The sequence below is a fragment of the Streptomyces sp. NBC_00659 genome (genome assembly GCF_036226925.1).
Classification (GTDB): Bacteria; Actinomycetota; Actinomycetes; order Streptomycetales; family Streptomycetaceae; genus Streptomyces.
This window is the reverse complement of sequence record NZ_CP109031.1, coordinates 5,643,969-5,658,630: the sequence shown is the minus strand read 5'-3', so window position 1 is coordinate 5,658,630 and position 14,662 is coordinate 5,643,969. Positions and strand designations below refer to the sequence as shown.

Genomic DNA, 14,662 nt, shown 5'->3' with positions numbered 1-14,662 from the left:
TCGCGCCGGCGAGCGCCTTCAGAGGCTCGCGTTCACCGTCACCGGCTCGTTGACGAGCGTGATCCCGAAGGCCTCGTGGACCCCGGCGACGACCTCCCGGGCCAGCGCGAGGAGGTCCTCGGTGGTGGCCCCGCCGCGGTTGGTCAGGGCGAGGGTGTGCTTGGTGGAGATACGGGCGGGCCCGGTTCCGTAGCCCTTGGTGAAGCCCGACTTGTCGATCAGCCAGGCCGCTGAGGTCTTGGTGTGACCCTCGCCGGCCGCGTACGCGGGCGGTACGGCATCGGCGCCGAGCCGTTCCTCCACGCGCGCGTGGAACGCGGCGAACGCCTCGTCGGTGAGGATCGGGTTGGTGAAGAACGATCCGGCGGACCAGGTGTCGTGGTCCTCGGGGTCGAGCACCATGCCTTTCCCGGCACGCAGCTTCAGAACGGTCTCGCGGGCGGCGTCGAGGGGCACACGGTCGCCGGGCTCCACACCGAGCGCGCGGGCCGTCTCGGCGTACTTGACCGGCGCCGACAGCCCCTGCGCGTCCTCCAGCCCGAAGCGCACCCGCAGCACGACATGGCGCTCGGGGTCCGCCTTGAAGCGACTGTGGCGGTAGGAGAACTCGCACTCGGCGTTGGTCAGCGTGACCGTCTCGCGCGTCTTCCTGTCGTAGGCGATCACTTCAGTGATCGTCGACGACACTTCCTGGCCGTACGCGCCCACGTTCTGGATCGGTGTCGCACCGGCGGACCCGGGGATGCCCGCAAGGCATTCGACCCCGGCCAGCCCAGCCTCTACGGAGCGGGCGACCGCGTCGGTCCACACCTCGCCCGCGGCCAGCTCCAGCCTCGTACCGTCGAGGGAGAAGCCCTTCGTGGCGATGCGCAGGGCGGTCCCGGCGAAGCCCTTGTCGCCGATGACCAGGTTCGATCCACCGCCGATGACCAGCAGTGGCGTACCGGCGTCGTCGGCCTCGCGCACGGCGGCGACGACCTCGTCGTCGGTCGTGGCGGTGATCAGCCGGGCGGCCGGGCCGCCGAGCCGGAAGGTGGTCAGCGGGGCGAGCGGGGCATCGTGGAGTTCCTGCACGGGCTCAAGACTACGAGAAGGGTCGGGGACGCCCGGCCACCGGTGTGCTCCGGACATGCGAGAGGCCCCGCCCGTGGGGCGGGGCCTCTCGCGCCTGACCGCTCGGCCGAGGCGGCTCTCCTGAAGGTTCGACCGTGCGGTCAGGTACTCCTGGCGGCCGGGCCGGAGCGCCGGGATCCCGGTTCCGCGCGTCAGCGGGAGGCGGTTTCGAGAGAGGCCGTCTCCGTAGAGGCCGCTTCCGTAGAAGCCGATTCCGTAGAGGTGGTTTCCGGAGGGGCGGTTTCGAGAGTTGCGGTCTTCAGAGAGGCGGTTTCGGGAGAGGCGGTCTCCCGGTCCAGGGAGTGCGCCGGAGCCGCCTCGGCCGCCGTCTCGGTGCGTGCCGTGCGCCGGGCGGCCGGGATGAGCAGGGCGGCGATCCCCGCGAGGGCCACGACCGAGGCGCCGACCACGAGCGCGGGCCGCAGTCCGTCGATGAAGGTCTGGGCGGTCGCGTAGCCGCCCTGCGCCGAGAAGATCGAGGACATCACCGCGATGCCGAGCGCCCCGCCCACCTCGCGCAGCGCGTTGTTGGCGCCGGAGGCGATGCCCTGCTCCTGCGGCCGCACGCTGGACATGACCAGGTTGGAGGCCGGCGCGAAGTAGAGCGACATCCCGACGCCGCTGATGATGAGCGCGGGCAGCTGGGAGGCGTACGAGGCGTCGGCGGCGACCACGGCGGCGTAGTACGCGAGCCCGGCGGCCTGGAGGAAGAGCCCGGTGGCGACGACGGGACGCCCGCCGATCCGGTCGGACAGGTAGCCGGCGATGGGCGCGACCAGCATCGGCATACCGGTCCAGGGGAGCATCCGCAGCCCCGCCTCGGTCGGCGAGTAGCCGAGCACGCCCTGCATGTACTGGCTGAGCAGGAAGATCGAGCCGAACATCCCGAGGAACATCAGCAGACTGGCCGCGTTGATCCCGGCGAAGGCGCGGGAGCGGAAGAGCCGCATCGGGAGCATCGGGTTCTTGGCCCGGGTGCCGTGGACGACGAAACCGGCGAGCAGAGCGGCGCCCGCGATCAGACCGGTCAGGACGAACGCGCTGGTCCAGCCGTCGGCGGGCCCGCGGACCAGGCCGTAGACGATCCCGAAGAGGCCACCGCTGGCGAGCAGGGTGCCGGGGAAGTCGAGCCGGGCGCCGGCGCCGAACGACTCGGACAGCCGAAGCCGGGCGAGCGGGAGCACCGCGAGACCCAGCGGAACGTTCAGCCAGAAGATCCAGTGCCAGGAGATGTGTTCGGTGAGGCTGCCGCCGATGAGGGGCCCGGAGGCGACCGCGAGTCCGTTGACGGCTCCCCAGATCCCGTACGCCATCCCGCGCTTGGCGGCGGGAACCGCGGCCGTCAGCAGGGTCAGGGTCAGCGGCATCATGATCGCCGCGCCGACGCCCTGGACCGCGCGGGCGGCGATCAGCGAGTCGATGCCGGGGGCCATGGCCGCGGCGGCCGAAGCGCCGGTGAACACGCTCAGGCCGACCAGGAAGAGCCTGCGGCGGCCGAACCGGTCCCCGAGCGCGGCGCCGAACATCAGCAGGACGGCGAAGGTGAGCGTGTAGGCGCTCACGGTCCATTCCAGGTCGTCCAGCGCTCCCCCGAGATCCTTGCGGATGGAGGGCAGGGCGGTGGTGACGACGAGATTGTCGAGGGCCGCCATGAACCCGGCGACGCTCGTGATGAGAAGGGCCCACCCGGCCCCGCCGCGCCGCCCGGTCGGTTCCGCGGCCGACTCCGGGGCCGACGGCGGGGCCGACCTCTCGGGCGATCCCGTGGCCCCTGTCGGGGCCGGTGCCGCCGATCCGTTCTTCGCTGTCCGTGCCGTCCGCTGAGACATCGCTCCCCCAGAAGGTGATGTGATCGCCGTCGATGGTTAGTTATTGATGACTAACTTTTGAGGTCATGAAGACGCGCCGGACACCGCCTTCGCCGTCGCGCTACTTCTCCAGCCGGCCCGTGACACGCGCCGACGGGTAGAGCCCTTCCCAGACCCGATGCTCGGGCGGGAACCCCATCGACACCAGGCAGTTGACGAGCATTCCGTACGCCATGAAGGTCGTGGTCCCGTCCACGTCGGCTCCGAGCGGCACGTGGACCGTGTCCCAGAGCCGCATCCAGCCGGCCCGGACCGCCTCGCCGAGCTCGTGATCGCCGGCCTCCTCGGCGGCCCCCACCGCGACGTACGTCTGCATCTGCATCAGCAGCCGCTCAGGATGCTCCGCGATCACCTTCACGTAGGACCTCGCCATGGCATGCAGGGCCTCTTCGCCCTCCAGCCCCTCGGCGGCCTCCTCGAAGCTGCGCCGGGCGAGCTCCATGCAGTGCTCGGCGGCCGCCAGGAAGATCGCCCGCTTGCCCGGGAAGAGCCGGAAGAGATACGGCTGCGAGACACCCACGCGCTTGGCGATCGCCTCGGTGGACGTCCCGTGGTAGCCGCCGTGGGCGAACTCGATCATCGCCGCGCGAACGACGCTCTCGCGCCTCTCCTCTGCGCTCATCCTGACCATGGGGCTAAGTTAGTACTCAATCACTAACTAAGTCAAGGGATCCTTGGGCATGGGCACGGGACGCTCGGGAGCCCGGCTCTCAGGCCCTTGGGCCTCGGGCCTCGGGCCTCGGGCCTCGGACGCGGACGCGGAGTTCCTGAGGCGAGGCCCATGGGTCGCCGCTGCGGGCACGCGTAAGGGGCGCCCGCAATGGCGGGCGCCCCTTACGCGATCCGGCGCGTCAGGCGAGTCGTACGACCGCTCGCGACATGCCCAGCACCTTCTGTCCGCCGCTGGTCGCCGTGAGGTCGACGCGGACGGTGTTGTCGTCGAGCTTGGCCGCGACCTTGCCGCTGACCTCGATCGTGGCGCCCTTCTCGTCGTTCGGGACGACGACGGGCTTGGTGAAGCGAACGCCGTACTCGAGGACCGAGCCCGGGTCGCCGACCCAGTCGGTGACCACGCGGATCGCTTCGGCCATGGTGAACATGCCGTGCGCGATGACGTCGGGAAGGCCTACCTCGACCGCGAACTTCTCGTTCCAGTGGATCGGGTTGAAGTCCCCGGAGGCCCCCGCGTACTGCACGAGCGTGGCACGCGTCACAGAGAACGTCTGGGCCGGCAGCTCGGTGCCGACCTCGACGTTCGTGTAAGAGATCTTCGCCGTCATGTCAGCCCACCTCCGCCGCACGGGACACGAGCTTCGTGACGGCCGTCACGACGTGCTCGCCCGCCTCGTCGTGGACCTCGCCACGGATGTCCAGGATGTCGTTGCCCGCGAGGGACTTGATCGACTCGATGGTCGAGGTCACCGTGAGCCGGTCACCCGCTCGCACCGGGCGGGTGTACGCGAACTTCTGGTCGCCGTGCACCACCCGGCTGTAGTCGAGACCCAGTTGCGGGTCCTGGACGACCTGACCTGCGGCCTTGAACGTGATGGCGAACACAAAAGTCGGCGGGGCGATCACATCGGGGTGCCCGAGCGCGCGTGCGGCCTCGGGGTCCGTGTACGCAGGGTTACTGTCCCCCACGGCCTCCGCGAACTCGCGGATCTTCTCCCGGCCGACCTCATAGGGGTCGGTGGGCGGGTAGGACCGCCCTACGAAGGACTGGTCGAGCGCCATGGGCTCGGCACCTCCTGGTTGTCGTCGCCGCACTGGTTGTCACAGCTGGAGCGAACGTCTTAGCCGGACGGCCTATCTTCGCTCTTGGTCACGGGGTCCACGCATGACGCCTGGCCCGCGCCGGACATCGGTTCCACAACGACGCGAGGCCGCCCCCCGAAGGGGACGGCCTCGTGTACGAGCCTGAAATTATCGCGTTTCGCGGTGCGCGGTGTGCGCGTTGCAACGCGGGCAGTGCTTCTTCATCTCCAGTCGGTCCGGGTTGTTACGCCGGTTCTTCTTGGTGATGTAGTTCCGCTCCTTGCACTCCACGCAGGCCAGCGTGATCTTCGGGCGGACGTCGGTGGCAGCCACAGGAGTGCTCCTTGACGAACGGATGGGACATTAACGCATAGAAGAGTAGCCGATCGAAGGACCGACCCCACAATCGGCTACCGTCAGTAGCGGTGACCGGACTTGAACCGGTGACACAGCGATTATGAGCCGCTTGCTCTACCGACTGAGCTACACCGCTTTGATGCGATCGGGTCCCGCCTTGCGACGGGAACCTTTCGCACCAGAGCCCCAATACGGAATCGAACCGTAGACCTTCTCCTTACCATGGAGACGCTCTACCGACTGAGCTATTGGGGCGAGCGATGAAGACATTACACGGTCCTCCGCCGATCGCCCAAATCCGTTTCGCGGCACCCTCCCGGGCCTGATCACAGGCGTTCCCCCAGGCGTTCCCGGAAGCGCTCACACGCCCCTCGGGACTCATGGATCACAGGGGGTGACGGCTCTCCGGCCGTCGGACGGTGGGGACCTGCGCCGGGTCCCGTGGGGGCGTGTACCGGGTCCAGTGGGGGCGTGTGCCGGATCCCGTGGGGGCGTACGCCAGGCCCGGTGCGGACCCGCGCCGGGCCCGGTGGTGGCCGGCGCGGAAATGGCCGACGTGGGTGTGGGGGTGGCCGGCGCGGAAATGGCCGACGTGGGTGTGGGGGTGGCCGGGGGCAGCCGTGCCCAGCTCGGGGTCACTGTGCGCGGGGGCGGCCGGGCGGCCGGATCCGGACCGGTCTCGAAGGGGGGCCGGTCCCGGCCGGTCGACGGGCCACGCCGGTACGACTATTGCGCTCCTCCCCGACGTTGACGGGTCACCGCCCTAGGCTCGACCCACGCTGCGTGATCTTGTGTCCCCACGCTCCGCAGTCGTCCCTCCCGCAGCCGCCCCCGAGCCACAGGAGCGCGATGCCCGACAGTCAGCAGCAGCCGCCCCGCTCCCCCTCGGGACAGACCGACACGGCCGCTCTCCTGCTGTGCGGGGCGCGGCTCACCGACGGCCGGACCGTGGACGTACGGCTGGGCGGCGGTCGTATCGAGGCGGTCGGCACCGCGGGAAGCCTCGCGGCGGGCGCCTCGGGGGCTCTCGCCACGAGGGTGGACCTCGACGGCTACCTCCTCCTGCCGGCCCCCGCCGAGCCCCACGCACACAGCGACACCGCCCTGACTGCCGACGGCCACGGACCTCACACGTACGACGAGCGGGCGATCCAGCGCCGGGCGACCGAGGCGGCCCTGCTGCAACTCGGGCACGGCGCCACGGCTTTGCGGTCCCACGTGCGCGTCGGTGACGTGCAGGGGCTGGACGCGCTGGCGGCGGTGCTCGAGGTACGGCGGTCGTTGCGGGGGCTCGCCGAACTGACGACGGTCGCGATGCCGCGCGTACTGACCGGGGCGGCCGGTGCCGACGGGCTCGCGATGATGCGGGACGCCCTGAAGATGGGCGCTTCCGTGGTGGGCGGCTGTCCAGACGCCGACCCCGATCCGACGGGGTACGTCGAGGCCGTCCTGGAACTCGCCTCCGAGCACGGCTGTCCCGTCGATCTGCACACGGACGCCACCGATCCCGCCCGGCTCGCCCGGCTCGCCGCGATGGCGGGCGGCCTGCGGCCCGGGGTGACCCTCGGCCCGTGCGGCGGGCTCGGCCGGCTGCCCTCCGAGGTGGCCTCCCGCGCCGCGGACCAACTCGCCGCGGCCGGAGTGACGGTGGTGTGTCTGCCGCAGGGCGGCTGCGGCTCCACCGACCGGCGCGGCACGGCTCCTGTACGGCTGCTGCGGGCGGCCGGCGTACGGATCGCGGCGGGCAGTGGCGCCCTGCGCGACGTGTCCAACCCGGTGGGACGCGGGGACCCGCTGGAAGCCGCGTACTTGCTGGCCTCCCGGCACGGGCTGCGCCCCGAGGAGGCGTACGGCACGGTGAGTTGTGCCGCCAGAGCCGCGCTCGGGCTGCCTGAGGTGCGCGTGGAGGCGGGGTTCCCGGCCGAGTTGCTCGCCGTACGCGGGGACCGCCTCGTGGGCGTGCTGTCCCTCGCGTACAGCCGGATCGTGATCCACCGCGGGCGCGTGGTGGCGCGGACCAGCGCGGTACGGGAGTACTGCGACTCGGCGGCCGACTCCGGGCCGGAACTGCCCCGGCAGGGACGGGAAGAGCCGTCCTAGCCGGGGCTCCGAGGCTTCTGGTGCCGCCTGGCCTCATGGGCGCCGGGCTTCATCGACGCCAGGCTTCATCGGCCGGCCGGGACGGCTTCCGAGGCCTCAGAGGGCCGACCGGGTCCGACGGATCCGCACGGTCCGACACACCGATCGGGGCCGACCGGGGCCCACGGAGGCCCCTGGGGCCCACTGGGGCCGGCGCACTGGAACCACCCTCGGAACCTCCGCACCCGCCCCTCCAGAACCCGCTCCTGGAATCCGTCGCCCATGAAGGTCTAGAACCCGCCGCCCATGAAGGCGCCGCCCAGCGGGCTGCCCTCGGAAATCTTGTCCACAGGGATCTCGGTGGCTCCGGCCGGCGCGCTGACGTCACCCGCTTCGGAGAACTTCAGGACGAGGGGCAGCTTGGCCTTCGTCGGACTGTCGGCGAGGACGGCCAGGTCGACCTTGATCTGCCGGAGGTCGCCGTTCTTCAGGGTGAAGTCGACGGAAGCCTTCTTGTTCGGCGCGTCCTTGAGGTCCTTGGCGGAGGGCAGTTCCGCACCCGCCGGAAGGTCGCCCTGGAGCGGGCGGAGCTTGTCGAAGACACCGGTGAGCAGGTCGCGGACATTGCCTGAGGCGACGACGTGCTCGACACCGTCGGCGCCGCCCTTGGTCCGGAAGGTGACCTTGTGGCCGATGACACCGCGTACGGCGTCGAGGACCTTCTTCTGGGTCTTCGCGTCGATCTCCCCGTCACCGGCGGCCCCCTTCGAGTCACCCCCGGCGGCCTTCCCCACCCGCTCCAGCTCCTTGGTGTCGACCTTCACCCAGTCGCCTTCGAGGACCTTCTTCAACTCCTTCTGGCTCGGCGGCAGATCGTCGGCGGACGGCATGGGAATGCCCATCGCCTCACCGATGGCCTTCATGTCGCTGCGGTAGTACATGAAGTCGCCGATGATCCGGTACTCGAGCAGGACGCCGCCGGTCCCCGTGATCTTCACGCTCGTCCCGATGAGGTCCTTCTGGCCCGAATCCGCCAGCGTCTTCCTGGACTTGACGGAGACGTCGACACGGAGCTCGCTGACGAACTTCGCGAACGTCGGCGGAAGGGATTCGTCGGAACCGTCCTCGCCCGCAATGGCGTCGATCGCGTCCGCGTCGGCGTCCAGGTCCAACTGGAAGGCGAGCGACTTCTGTTCGCCGAGACGGGAGGCGGCGTGGTCCACCTTCTGCCCGGCCGTGAGGTTCTCGACCGTGCCACAGGCGGCCGCCGCGGTGAGAAGGACAGCGGTGCAGCCGACCGCGGTGACGGTGTTGCGTATGACGGTGATGATGGTCTCCTCGTTGCAACGCCGCACGAGCCACGCACGGCGTTCCTTCGTTCGCGTGTTCACTCGTTCTGACGCGTTCTCGCGGCGATCACCCACGCGTTCACAGTGATCACCCATGTGACTCGTGAGTTGCCCACAGGGTTGTGCGGCGAACGCGGTCTTCCGGGCGTACGGTCGGAAACATGCGCATTGTCATCGCTGGTGGTCATGGTCAGATCGCGCTGCGGCTGGAGCGGCTGCTCTCCGCGCGCGGGGACGAGGTCGCGGGAATCATCCGCCGTGCCGAGCAAGGGGACGATCTGCGGGCGGCCGGCGCCGAGCCCGTCCTGTGCGATCTGGAGTCGGCATCGGTGGAAGAGGTCGCCGCGCATCTGCAGGGCGCCGACGCGGCCGTCTTCGCGGCGGGCGCGGGACCTGGCAGCGGCGCGGACCGCAAGCAGACGGTGGACAAGGGCGCCGCGATCCTGTTCGCGGACGCCGCCGAGCGCGCGGGCGTACGCCGGCACGTGGTCGTCTCCTCGATGGGCGCGGACCCGGCCCACCCGGGTGACGACATCTTCGACGCCTACCTGCGCGCCAAGGGCGAGGCCGACGAGTACGTACGCGGCCGTGCGGGTCTGGACTGGACGATCCTGCGCCCCGGCGGCCTGATCGACGACGCCGGAACCGGGCTCGTACGCCTGGAGGCCTCGACCGGCCGCGGCATGATTCCCCGTGACGACGTCGCCGCGGTGCTCGCCGAACTGGTCGACACTCCGGCCACCGCCGGTCTGACCCTGGAAGCCGTCAGCGGTTCGACACCGATCTCGGTCGCGGTGAAGTCGGTGGCGGGCAACTAGGACCTGCCCGGTCGGCGGCGGGCCGCACCGGCCCGCGCTCGGCCCTGACCGCGCCCGTCCAAAGGCCCGTTCCGTTCAGATCAGAACAGCGAGAGCTGGCCGGGGAAATCGGGGACGGTGTACCCGTCCAGTGTGGGCTGGGCCGCCCCGATGAACGCTTCCCGGCGCGAGCCGGGGCACGAGACCAGTTCCCCGGTCCCCCGCGCGCCGGGCGGATCATGCCGAGCGAACCGCCCCGCGACGACGGCGATCTCCCGACGGCACTCCGGGCAGTTCCTACGACGCGATGACATGGGATCAGTGTGCCCCGTCGGCCGCGGCTGCCGTCACCCCACGCGTCCCGTAGCCGCCCGCCCTGTCGATGAACTGCATTCGACGAAACTCGACGAAACTCGATGGCACTCGATGAGGGTTTCCACACCTGAAATGCAATTCAAGAGGGATTTCCAAATACGCCCTCCACATCCCAAGAATTGCGATGCACGAAAACAGGCCGCGACCGGCCGGCCGCGTCCTGCGGGATCAACGCGGGATCAAGACGTCAAGCCGCGGCGAACGGCCCACTCACAGGACCGGAACCGCACCGATCGGCCGCACCGATCCCCGAGGCCACGACCGACGCCGATGCCGACCCACCAGGAACCAACTATCTTTCTCAGCAAGGCAGTTCACCCATGCAGTGCTTCGCCGTCACGAGCGATACGTAGGGGTGGTCCCCACGGACCGCCCCTTGACGGCCGCGACGTCATCACTGCCCCTGCGGACCCCTGGATGCATTCCGCGCCGGCCTGGTCACGGAACCCTGCAAAGGATCCGTACGTGCCCCAAAAGGCCTTCTTACACTTCTTCGCGGCCCGGCCGCCGGCAATACAGACCACAATCGGGATATCGACTGCGGCAACAATTTCCAGCCCGCCATTATCGACCGCCGCCCATACCTTCGGCCCGGCCGAAGGTATGGGCGGCTAAGCGGTTTGGCGGGGGTCGTGCCGTGTCATGCCGTGTCAGCCGCCAAGGCAAAGGGCGACGAGATCCCGCCCCTGCACCGAGGGAGTCAGCGCACGTCGACGTAGTCAGCCGCGCTGGTGGCGACGCCGGTCGTCGAGTTGCCGTAGTACACCCAGCGGTAGTAACCGTCGACCGAGGCGGTGACCGTGGCCTTCAGGCCCCCGGTGCTGCTGGTGGTGGCCTTCTTGACCGTCTGGAAAGTCTCGGCACCCTTGGCGCGGAACTGGAGGCTGACCGTACGGCCGCTGTAAGCGTCGTACTTCTTCGTGCTCCAGTTCGCCCGGGTCACCTTGCCCGTGACAGTGATCGGCTTGCCCTTGGTGACCGGCTCCGGCGAGGCGTCGGTGGTCGCCTTGGCCGCGCGCTTGAGCTGAGCGGTCGTGGACCGCGTCTCCCGTTCCCCGGTCTTGAGACCGCCGTCGGCCTTCCACAGCCTCAGCGAGACGCCGACCTTCCAGGTCGTGGCGTCGCTGTTGGAGTCGACGTGCTCCTGGCTCGGGTGCGGGTCGATGTAGAGGTTGCCCTCGCAGCGAGCGTGCTTGGAGTCGATCTCGTAGCAGGTGTAGCTGCCTGGCCCGATGAAGTTCTCTCCGGTGTCGGCCGCCGTCGTCATGCTGCCGCGGTAGAGGAAGGGGAACGCGTCGTAGCGGGAGGGGTCGGCGGTGCTGTACCCGGAAGGCAGCGCGATGTTGAAACTGATGGGCGGCTCCACCTCCTTCGACGTGCCGACGACGATCGGCTTGCCCTTGTTGATGACGATGCTCGACACGGTGATACCGGTGTCCGCGGCCTGAGCCGTCGGCGAGTTCAACACCGAAAGCCCCAACGCCCCCACGAACGTGGCCACCGCGACGGTTCGTCTGCCTGTCTTCATTCACACCTCTTCAGGAGTACGTCGTTACAAGAAGCGGCAGCCTATCTGGCAGGTTCACGGCCTCTGCGAGCGCGCCGGGCACTCGTCCCCGACGCGACCGGGTGCGGACCGCGAGCGGCGAAACCCCATGGCTTGCGGGCCAGGGGGCAAAGGGACGGGCGAGGCCAGGCGATCGCCGACAGACTGAAGCGGCCTTGGACAGAGGGCGAAAGCTACTCGAAGGGATGCCGTATCCCGAGAACCTTGATCAGCACTTCGTGGTGGAGCCGGCGAAGTCCGACTTCTATGCCATGGACTGCTACCGGCTACTCGGGGAGGACCGGTTCGCCGAGAACCTTGCCCCCGAAGTGGTCTTGGCAGGAACCGACTTCGATGGTTCCGAGCGATCACCGATGCGGATGGCAGAGGCGAGGATCGCTCTCGGCGTGGCCCGTGCCCGGCCCGCGACGAGCCCCGCCGCTTCTACGACCGCAAGCGCACCGAGGGAAAACGCCACACCCAGGCGGTCCTGGCCCTCGCCCGCCGACGCGTCAACGTCCTCTGGGTTCTCCTGCGCGACCAGCGGAAATACGCCCCCACTCCACCAGCTGCACACCCGGCCTGACGCTTGACACACGACATCAGGAAGCAGCCAGCATGGGGCGAGCCTCGAAGATCATGGCCCCAACGTCGTGCTTTAACGGGCAGGTCCACAGACTGCCCGGCTCGCCGGAAGCTTTACGGGGCCATGATCACTCGCCCCATGGCAGCTCCCGCCCAAAGTCTCGGAGCCAACCTCTCAGCGTCGCCGACCGCAGGCCGCCGGCTCTACTCGCGCGTGCGGGCCTTGCCAGCCGAGGGCTTGGTCTGCTGGAAACTGTCTGCTCCGAATCCTTCCCCATCAAAAGTCAGACGCTTCCTGGCCTTCGCCGGCGTTGCCTGCATCCTCATCTGCTTGCGTCGCCTCACCCCGCTGGATGTGCCGCTGCAACAGCTCGACTGCCAGGTGGTGGTCGTAGGAGACGGCCAGGCCCATCGGTGTCAGCCCGTCGGGTCCCGGGAGCTGCGGATCAGCCCCGAAGGCCAGGAGCACCGCGGTGGTGTGCACAGTCAACGGCTTGCCGCTCTGCAAGGCGCCGTCACCTTCCGCGTCGATGGCGTGCGTAAGGAGCGTCATGTCGTGGCATATCTCATCGGGGTCGACTCCCTTGGCCAGCAGTTGAGCCAGGGTCTCTGCGTCTTCGTTCTCCGCCGCTCGATGTGCCGGCGTGCAGGTGTTCTCCACGTCGGCATTCAACCGTGCGATACCAGCCTGACCAAGCCCTTTCCCCACGTCGGCGCACCTATTGGGACGGCTTGCATGGAGAGCCCACGCGTGCCCCCTACGTGCCCGTTCGGTCGGGAAACAGCGGGGAGTCACGGTCCCTGGCGGCCAGCGGACACGAGATCGGCCCCCGACCGATTCACCTGGTCAGGAGCCGTTCACCTGCGGTGGGTGTGGGATTTGAACCCACGGTGACATCGCTGCCACGACGGCTTTCAAGATTGCTGAAGTGTTGACTCGCCTCGCCCATTGAGACTCCACCGGCCTCACGAAAATGGCAGGTGGGTCAGCGCGATCGCACAGCACAATGCGCTCATGGTGTTCGCGGATGTCATAGGCCGCGCCGAGAACGGTCCGTATCGCTGCCCTTGCTGCGGCTTCGTCACCCTCGCCGAGCGTGCAATGTACGAGATCTGTCCAGTCTGCTTCTGGGAGGACGACGGTCGGGATGACCACGATGCAGACGAGTGCCGAGGCGGCCCGAACGGCCGGCTCAGCCTGACCGAGGCACGGCGGAACTTTGAAGCTGCTGGCGCATGCAGCGGGCGTCTCTCGCCACAGGTACGCGCGCCGCGACCGGAAGAGCACCCGGACATCGCTCCGCACTACGGCACGGGTGTCCTCTACCCAGGGACCCCGTCGAGCGATCAAAACTAGGCCCCGACTTGTCCGACCTTTCCCGATGGAGTTCGGAATTCAGAAGGCAGCCGCTGCCTGGCTGCGGACCGTAGAAGGCAGCCCTTGTCAAGATCGCGTGGGGCGACTGACACCAGCGCTGACACCGACAAGGACGACCAGCGGCGGTCTGCACCGAACCTCAGGGGACGGCCAGTCGAGGTTCAGCACGCGTTGATCGAGTTCCCCAAGACCCCGTTATCGACCTGATAAGGATGAGGCCAAACCTCAGAGCCTTGGCCTATACGGGCGCCAGCCGCAGCTCCCGGCCAAAGTCTCGGAGCCAATCTCCTGCCGTCCTCAGACGGACGGATGAGCCCTTGATACCGTCCCGCCTGTGAAGGATGTGCACTGGTGGCCGAAGGTGAGACACCTGCTCGTAGCCTGGCTCATCACGACGCCAGTCCTCTGGACGGTAGGCAGGCTGACAGGTGAGCACGAGGGCATCGTTTTTTGCGCTGCCCTCGCCGCCTGGGTGACCGCCTGCGGTGAGCTCGCGCCCAAGTGGCGTCGATACCGCCGATCAAGGAAGCAGGCTCGGAGCGCTGCCGCATGATCAAGCTCGCGGCGCGTGCCACGACCGTGCCAGAAGGGGCGGGGAACACCAGGGAAGAGCGGGCACTGATGTGCGCTGAAAACGAGATCGGCCCCTGACCAAACTTTCTGGTCAGGGGCCGATTCCCATTAGGGTGGCGGCGCCAGGGTTCGAACCTGGGTAGGCTAAGCCGGCAGATTTACAGTCTGCTCCCTTTGGCCACTCGGGCACACCGCCGGGGTTGCTGCCCTGAGCCTCGCCTTCGCGGTGCTCCCTGGCAACGACGTAAACGATACCTGATGCTCGGGGATGCTTCGCCACCCAATTGATCGACGCTTGGGGGGAGGGGGGTGGCTAGGCTTATGCGGATGCGGCCGGAGCCTACGCCGGGCTCGACGGCCGCCCCTACGCACCCCGATACAAGGAGCCACAGGACATGGCCGACTCCAGTTTCGACATCGTCTCGAAGGTCGAGCGGCAGGAGGTCGACAACGCCCTCAACCAGACCGCCAAGGAGATCTCGCAGCGCTACGACTTCAAGAACGTCGGCGCCTCCATCTCCTGGTCCGGCGAGAAGATCCTCATGGAGGCGAACGCCGAGGAGCGGGTGAAGGCCATCCTCGATGTGTTCGAGACCAAGCTGATCAAGCGCGGCATCTCGCTGAAGTCGCTGGACGCCGGTGAGCCCCAGCTCTCCGGCAAGGAGTACAAGATCTTCGCGACGATCGAGGAGGGCATCTCCCAGGAGAACGCCAAGAAGGTTGCGAAGATCATCCGTGACGAGGGCCCCAAGGGCGTGAAGGCCCAGGTGCAGGGTGACGAGCTGCGGGTCAGCTCGAAGAGCCGCGACGACCTGCAGGCCGTTCAGGCCCTCCTCAAGGGCAAGGACTTCGACTTCGCCCTGCAGTACGTGAACTACCGGTAGAAC

14 protein-coding genes, 4 tRNA genes and 1 pseudogene are annotated in these 14,662 nt (G+C 68.6%); 5 read left to right on the top strand and 14 right to left on the bottom strand.

All coding sequences use genetic code 11. The features are described from left to right. Positions 1 to 18: 18 nt before the first annotated feature. The 8 genes from OG410_RS24740 to OG410_RS24705 form a co-directional block, all read right to left on the bottom strand. On the bottom strand, positions 19 to 1,074 hold the full coding sequence (locus OG410_RS24740; protein ID WP_329301198.1) for a UDP-N-acetylmuramate dehydrogenase: 1,056 nt from the start codon (positions 1,072 to 1,074) through the stop codon (positions 19 to 21). Positions 1,075 to 1,265: 191 nt separating this feature from the next. After that, complete coding sequence (locus OG410_RS24735) at positions 1,266 to 2,765, bottom strand: DHA2 family efflux MFS transporter permease subunit (protein WP_443063793.1); 1,500 nt, start codon at positions 2,763 to 2,765, stop codon at positions 1,266 to 1,268. A gap of 277 nt (positions 2,766 to 3,042) precedes the next feature. Then, complete coding sequence (locus OG410_RS24730) at positions 3,043 to 3,612, bottom strand: TetR/AcrR family transcriptional regulator (protein ID WP_329301196.1); 570 nt, start codon at positions 3,610 to 3,612, stop codon at positions 3,043 to 3,045. Positions 3,613 to 3,832: 220 nt separating this feature from the next. Continuing rightward, positions 3,833 to 4,261 (bottom strand): MaoC family dehydratase, encoded by a 429-nt coding sequence (locus OG410_RS24725; protein ID WP_329301195.1) that lies wholly within the window; start codon positions 4,259 to 4,261, stop codon positions 3,833 to 3,835. Position 4,262: 1 nt separating this feature from the next. Beyond that, a complete protein-coding gene (locus tag OG410_RS24720) occupies positions 4,263 to 4,715 on the bottom strand; it encodes a MaoC family dehydratase N-terminal domain-containing protein (protein ID WP_326786093.1) in 453 nt (150 codons plus the stop codon). A 189-nt stretch (positions 4,716 to 4,904) separates the two neighbouring features. Next, positions 4,905 to 5,069: a 50S ribosomal protein L33 gene (gene rpmG, locus OG410_RS24715; protein WP_003948671.1), complete on the bottom strand. Its 165-nt coding sequence runs from the start codon at positions 5,067 to 5,069 to the stop codon at positions 4,905 to 4,907. 87 nt (positions 5,070 to 5,156) lie between these two features. Next, positions 5,157 to 5,229: transfer RNA gene (locus OG410_RS24710), tRNA-Met, on the bottom strand. Between the two features lie 46 nt (positions 5,230 to 5,275). Next, positions 5,276 to 5,348 (bottom strand) — tRNA-Thr (locus OG410_RS24705). 594 nt (positions 5,349 to 5,942) lie between these two features. Between OG410_RS24705 and OG410_RS24700 the strand changes: the two genes are divergently transcribed. Continuing rightward, positions 5,943 to 7,193, top strand: coding sequence for an amidohydrolase family protein (locus OG410_RS24700; RefSeq protein ID WP_329301194.1), 1,251 nt, complete (start codon positions 5,943 to 5,945; stop codon positions 7,191 to 7,193). 269 nt (positions 7,194 to 7,462) lie between these two features. On the opposite strand, the gene OG410_RS24695 is transcribed toward OG410_RS24700, so the two are convergent. Next, positions 7,463 to 8,563: a hypothetical protein gene (locus tag OG410_RS24695; protein WP_329301193.1), complete on the bottom strand. Its 1,101-nt coding sequence runs from the start codon at positions 8,561 to 8,563 to the stop codon at positions 7,463 to 7,465. A 119-nt stretch (positions 8,564 to 8,682) separates the two neighbouring features. On the opposite strand from OG410_RS24695, the gene OG410_RS24690 reads away from it, so the two are divergent. Then, a complete protein-coding gene (locus tag OG410_RS24690; RefSeq protein WP_326786096.1) occupies positions 8,683 to 9,339 on the top strand; it encodes an SDR family oxidoreductase in 657 nt (218 codons plus the stop codon). 80 nt (positions 9,340 to 9,419) lie between these two features. Here the strand turns inward: OG410_RS24690 and OG410_RS24685 are convergent, their stop codons facing one another. Further along, positions 9,420 to 9,632, bottom strand: coding sequence for a hypothetical protein (locus tag OG410_RS24685; protein WP_328449318.1), 213 nt, complete (start codon positions 9,630 to 9,632; stop codon positions 9,420 to 9,422). 761 nt (positions 9,633 to 10,393) lie between these two features. Further along, on the bottom strand, positions 10,394 to 11,221 hold the full coding sequence (locus OG410_RS24680; protein ID WP_329301192.1) for a hypothetical protein: 828 nt from the start codon (positions 11,219 to 11,221) through the stop codon (positions 10,394 to 10,396). 454 nt (positions 11,222 to 11,675) lie between these two features. On the opposite strand from OG410_RS24680, the pseudogene OG410_RS24675 reads away from it, so the two are divergent. Next, positions 11,676 to 11,825 (top strand): annotated as a pseudogene (locus OG410_RS24675) (IS110 family transposase); the annotation flags it as partial. Between the two features lie 276 nt (positions 11,826 to 12,101). Here OG410_RS24675 and OG410_RS24670 read toward each other — a convergent pair. Together OG410_RS24670 and OG410_RS24665 are read right to left on the bottom strand one after the other, a co-directional pair. Next, positions 12,102 to 12,533, bottom strand: coding sequence for an ankyrin repeat domain-containing protein (locus OG410_RS24670; RefSeq protein WP_443063792.1), 432 nt, complete (start codon positions 12,531 to 12,533; stop codon positions 12,102 to 12,104). A gap of 156 nt (positions 12,534 to 12,689) precedes the next feature. Next, positions 12,690 to 12,786, bottom strand: a tRNA-OTHER gene (locus tag OG410_RS24665). A gap of 53 nt (positions 12,787 to 12,839) precedes the next feature. Here OG410_RS24665 and OG410_RS24660 point away from each other — a divergent pair. Further along, a complete protein-coding gene (locus OG410_RS24660) occupies positions 12,840 to 13,181 on the top strand; it encodes a CPCC family cysteine-rich protein (protein ID WP_329301191.1) in 342 nt (113 codons plus the stop codon). 708 nt (positions 13,182 to 13,889) lie between these two features. Here OG410_RS24660 and OG410_RS24655 read toward each other — a convergent pair. Continuing rightward, positions 13,890 to 13,971, bottom strand: a tRNA-Tyr gene (locus OG410_RS24655). Positions 13,972 to 14,170: 199 nt separating this feature from the next. On the opposite strand from OG410_RS24655, the gene OG410_RS24650 reads away from it, so the two are divergent. Then, entirely contained in the window at positions 14,171 to 14,659 is a 489-nt protein-coding gene (locus OG410_RS24650) for a YajQ family cyclic di-GMP-binding protein (RefSeq protein WP_326786101.1), read from the top strand. Positions 14,660 to 14,662: the final 3 nt, after the last annotated feature.

Bases quoted from the DNA above. Each gene is read 5' to 3' on its own strand.
- OG410_RS24650 (WP_326786101.1), top strand. From the start codon at position 14,171: ATGGCCGACTCCAGTTTCGACATCGTCTCGAAGGTCGAGCGGCAGGAG.
- OG410_RS24685 (WP_328449318.1), bottom strand. From the start codon at position 9,632: ATGTCATCGCGTCGTAGGAACTGCCCGGAGTGCCGTCGGGAGATCGCC.
- OG410_RS24700 (WP_329301194.1), top strand. From the start codon at position 5,943: ATGCCCGACAGTCAGCAGCAGCCGCCCCGCTCCCCCTCGGGACAGACC.
- OG410_RS24660 (WP_329301191.1), top strand. From the start codon at position 12,840: ATGGTGTTCGCGGATGTCATAGGCCGCGCCGAGAACGGTCCGTATCGC.
- OG410_RS24735 (WP_443063793.1), bottom strand. From the start codon at position 2,765: ATGGCGGCCCTCGACAATCTCGTCGTCACCACCGCCCTGCCCTCCATC.
- OG410_RS24730 (WP_329301196.1), bottom strand. From the start codon at position 3,612: ATGGTCAGGATGAGCGCAGAGGAGAGGCGCGAGAGCGTCGTTCGCGCG.
- OG410_RS24720 (WP_326786093.1), bottom strand. From the start codon at position 4,715: ATGGCGCTCGACCAGTCCTTCGTAGGGCGGTCCTACCCGCCCACCGAC.
- OG410_RS24690 (WP_326786096.1), top strand. From the start codon at position 8,683: ATGCGCATTGTCATCGCTGGTGGTCATGGTCAGATCGCGCTGCGGCTG.
- OG410_RS24725 (WP_329301195.1), bottom strand. From the start codon at position 4,261: ATGACGGCGAAGATCTCTTACACGAACGTCGAGGTCGGCACCGAGCTG.
- OG410_RS24680 (WP_329301192.1), bottom strand. From the start codon at position 11,221: ATGAAGACAGGCAGACGAACCGTCGCGGTGGCCACGTTCGTGGGGGCG.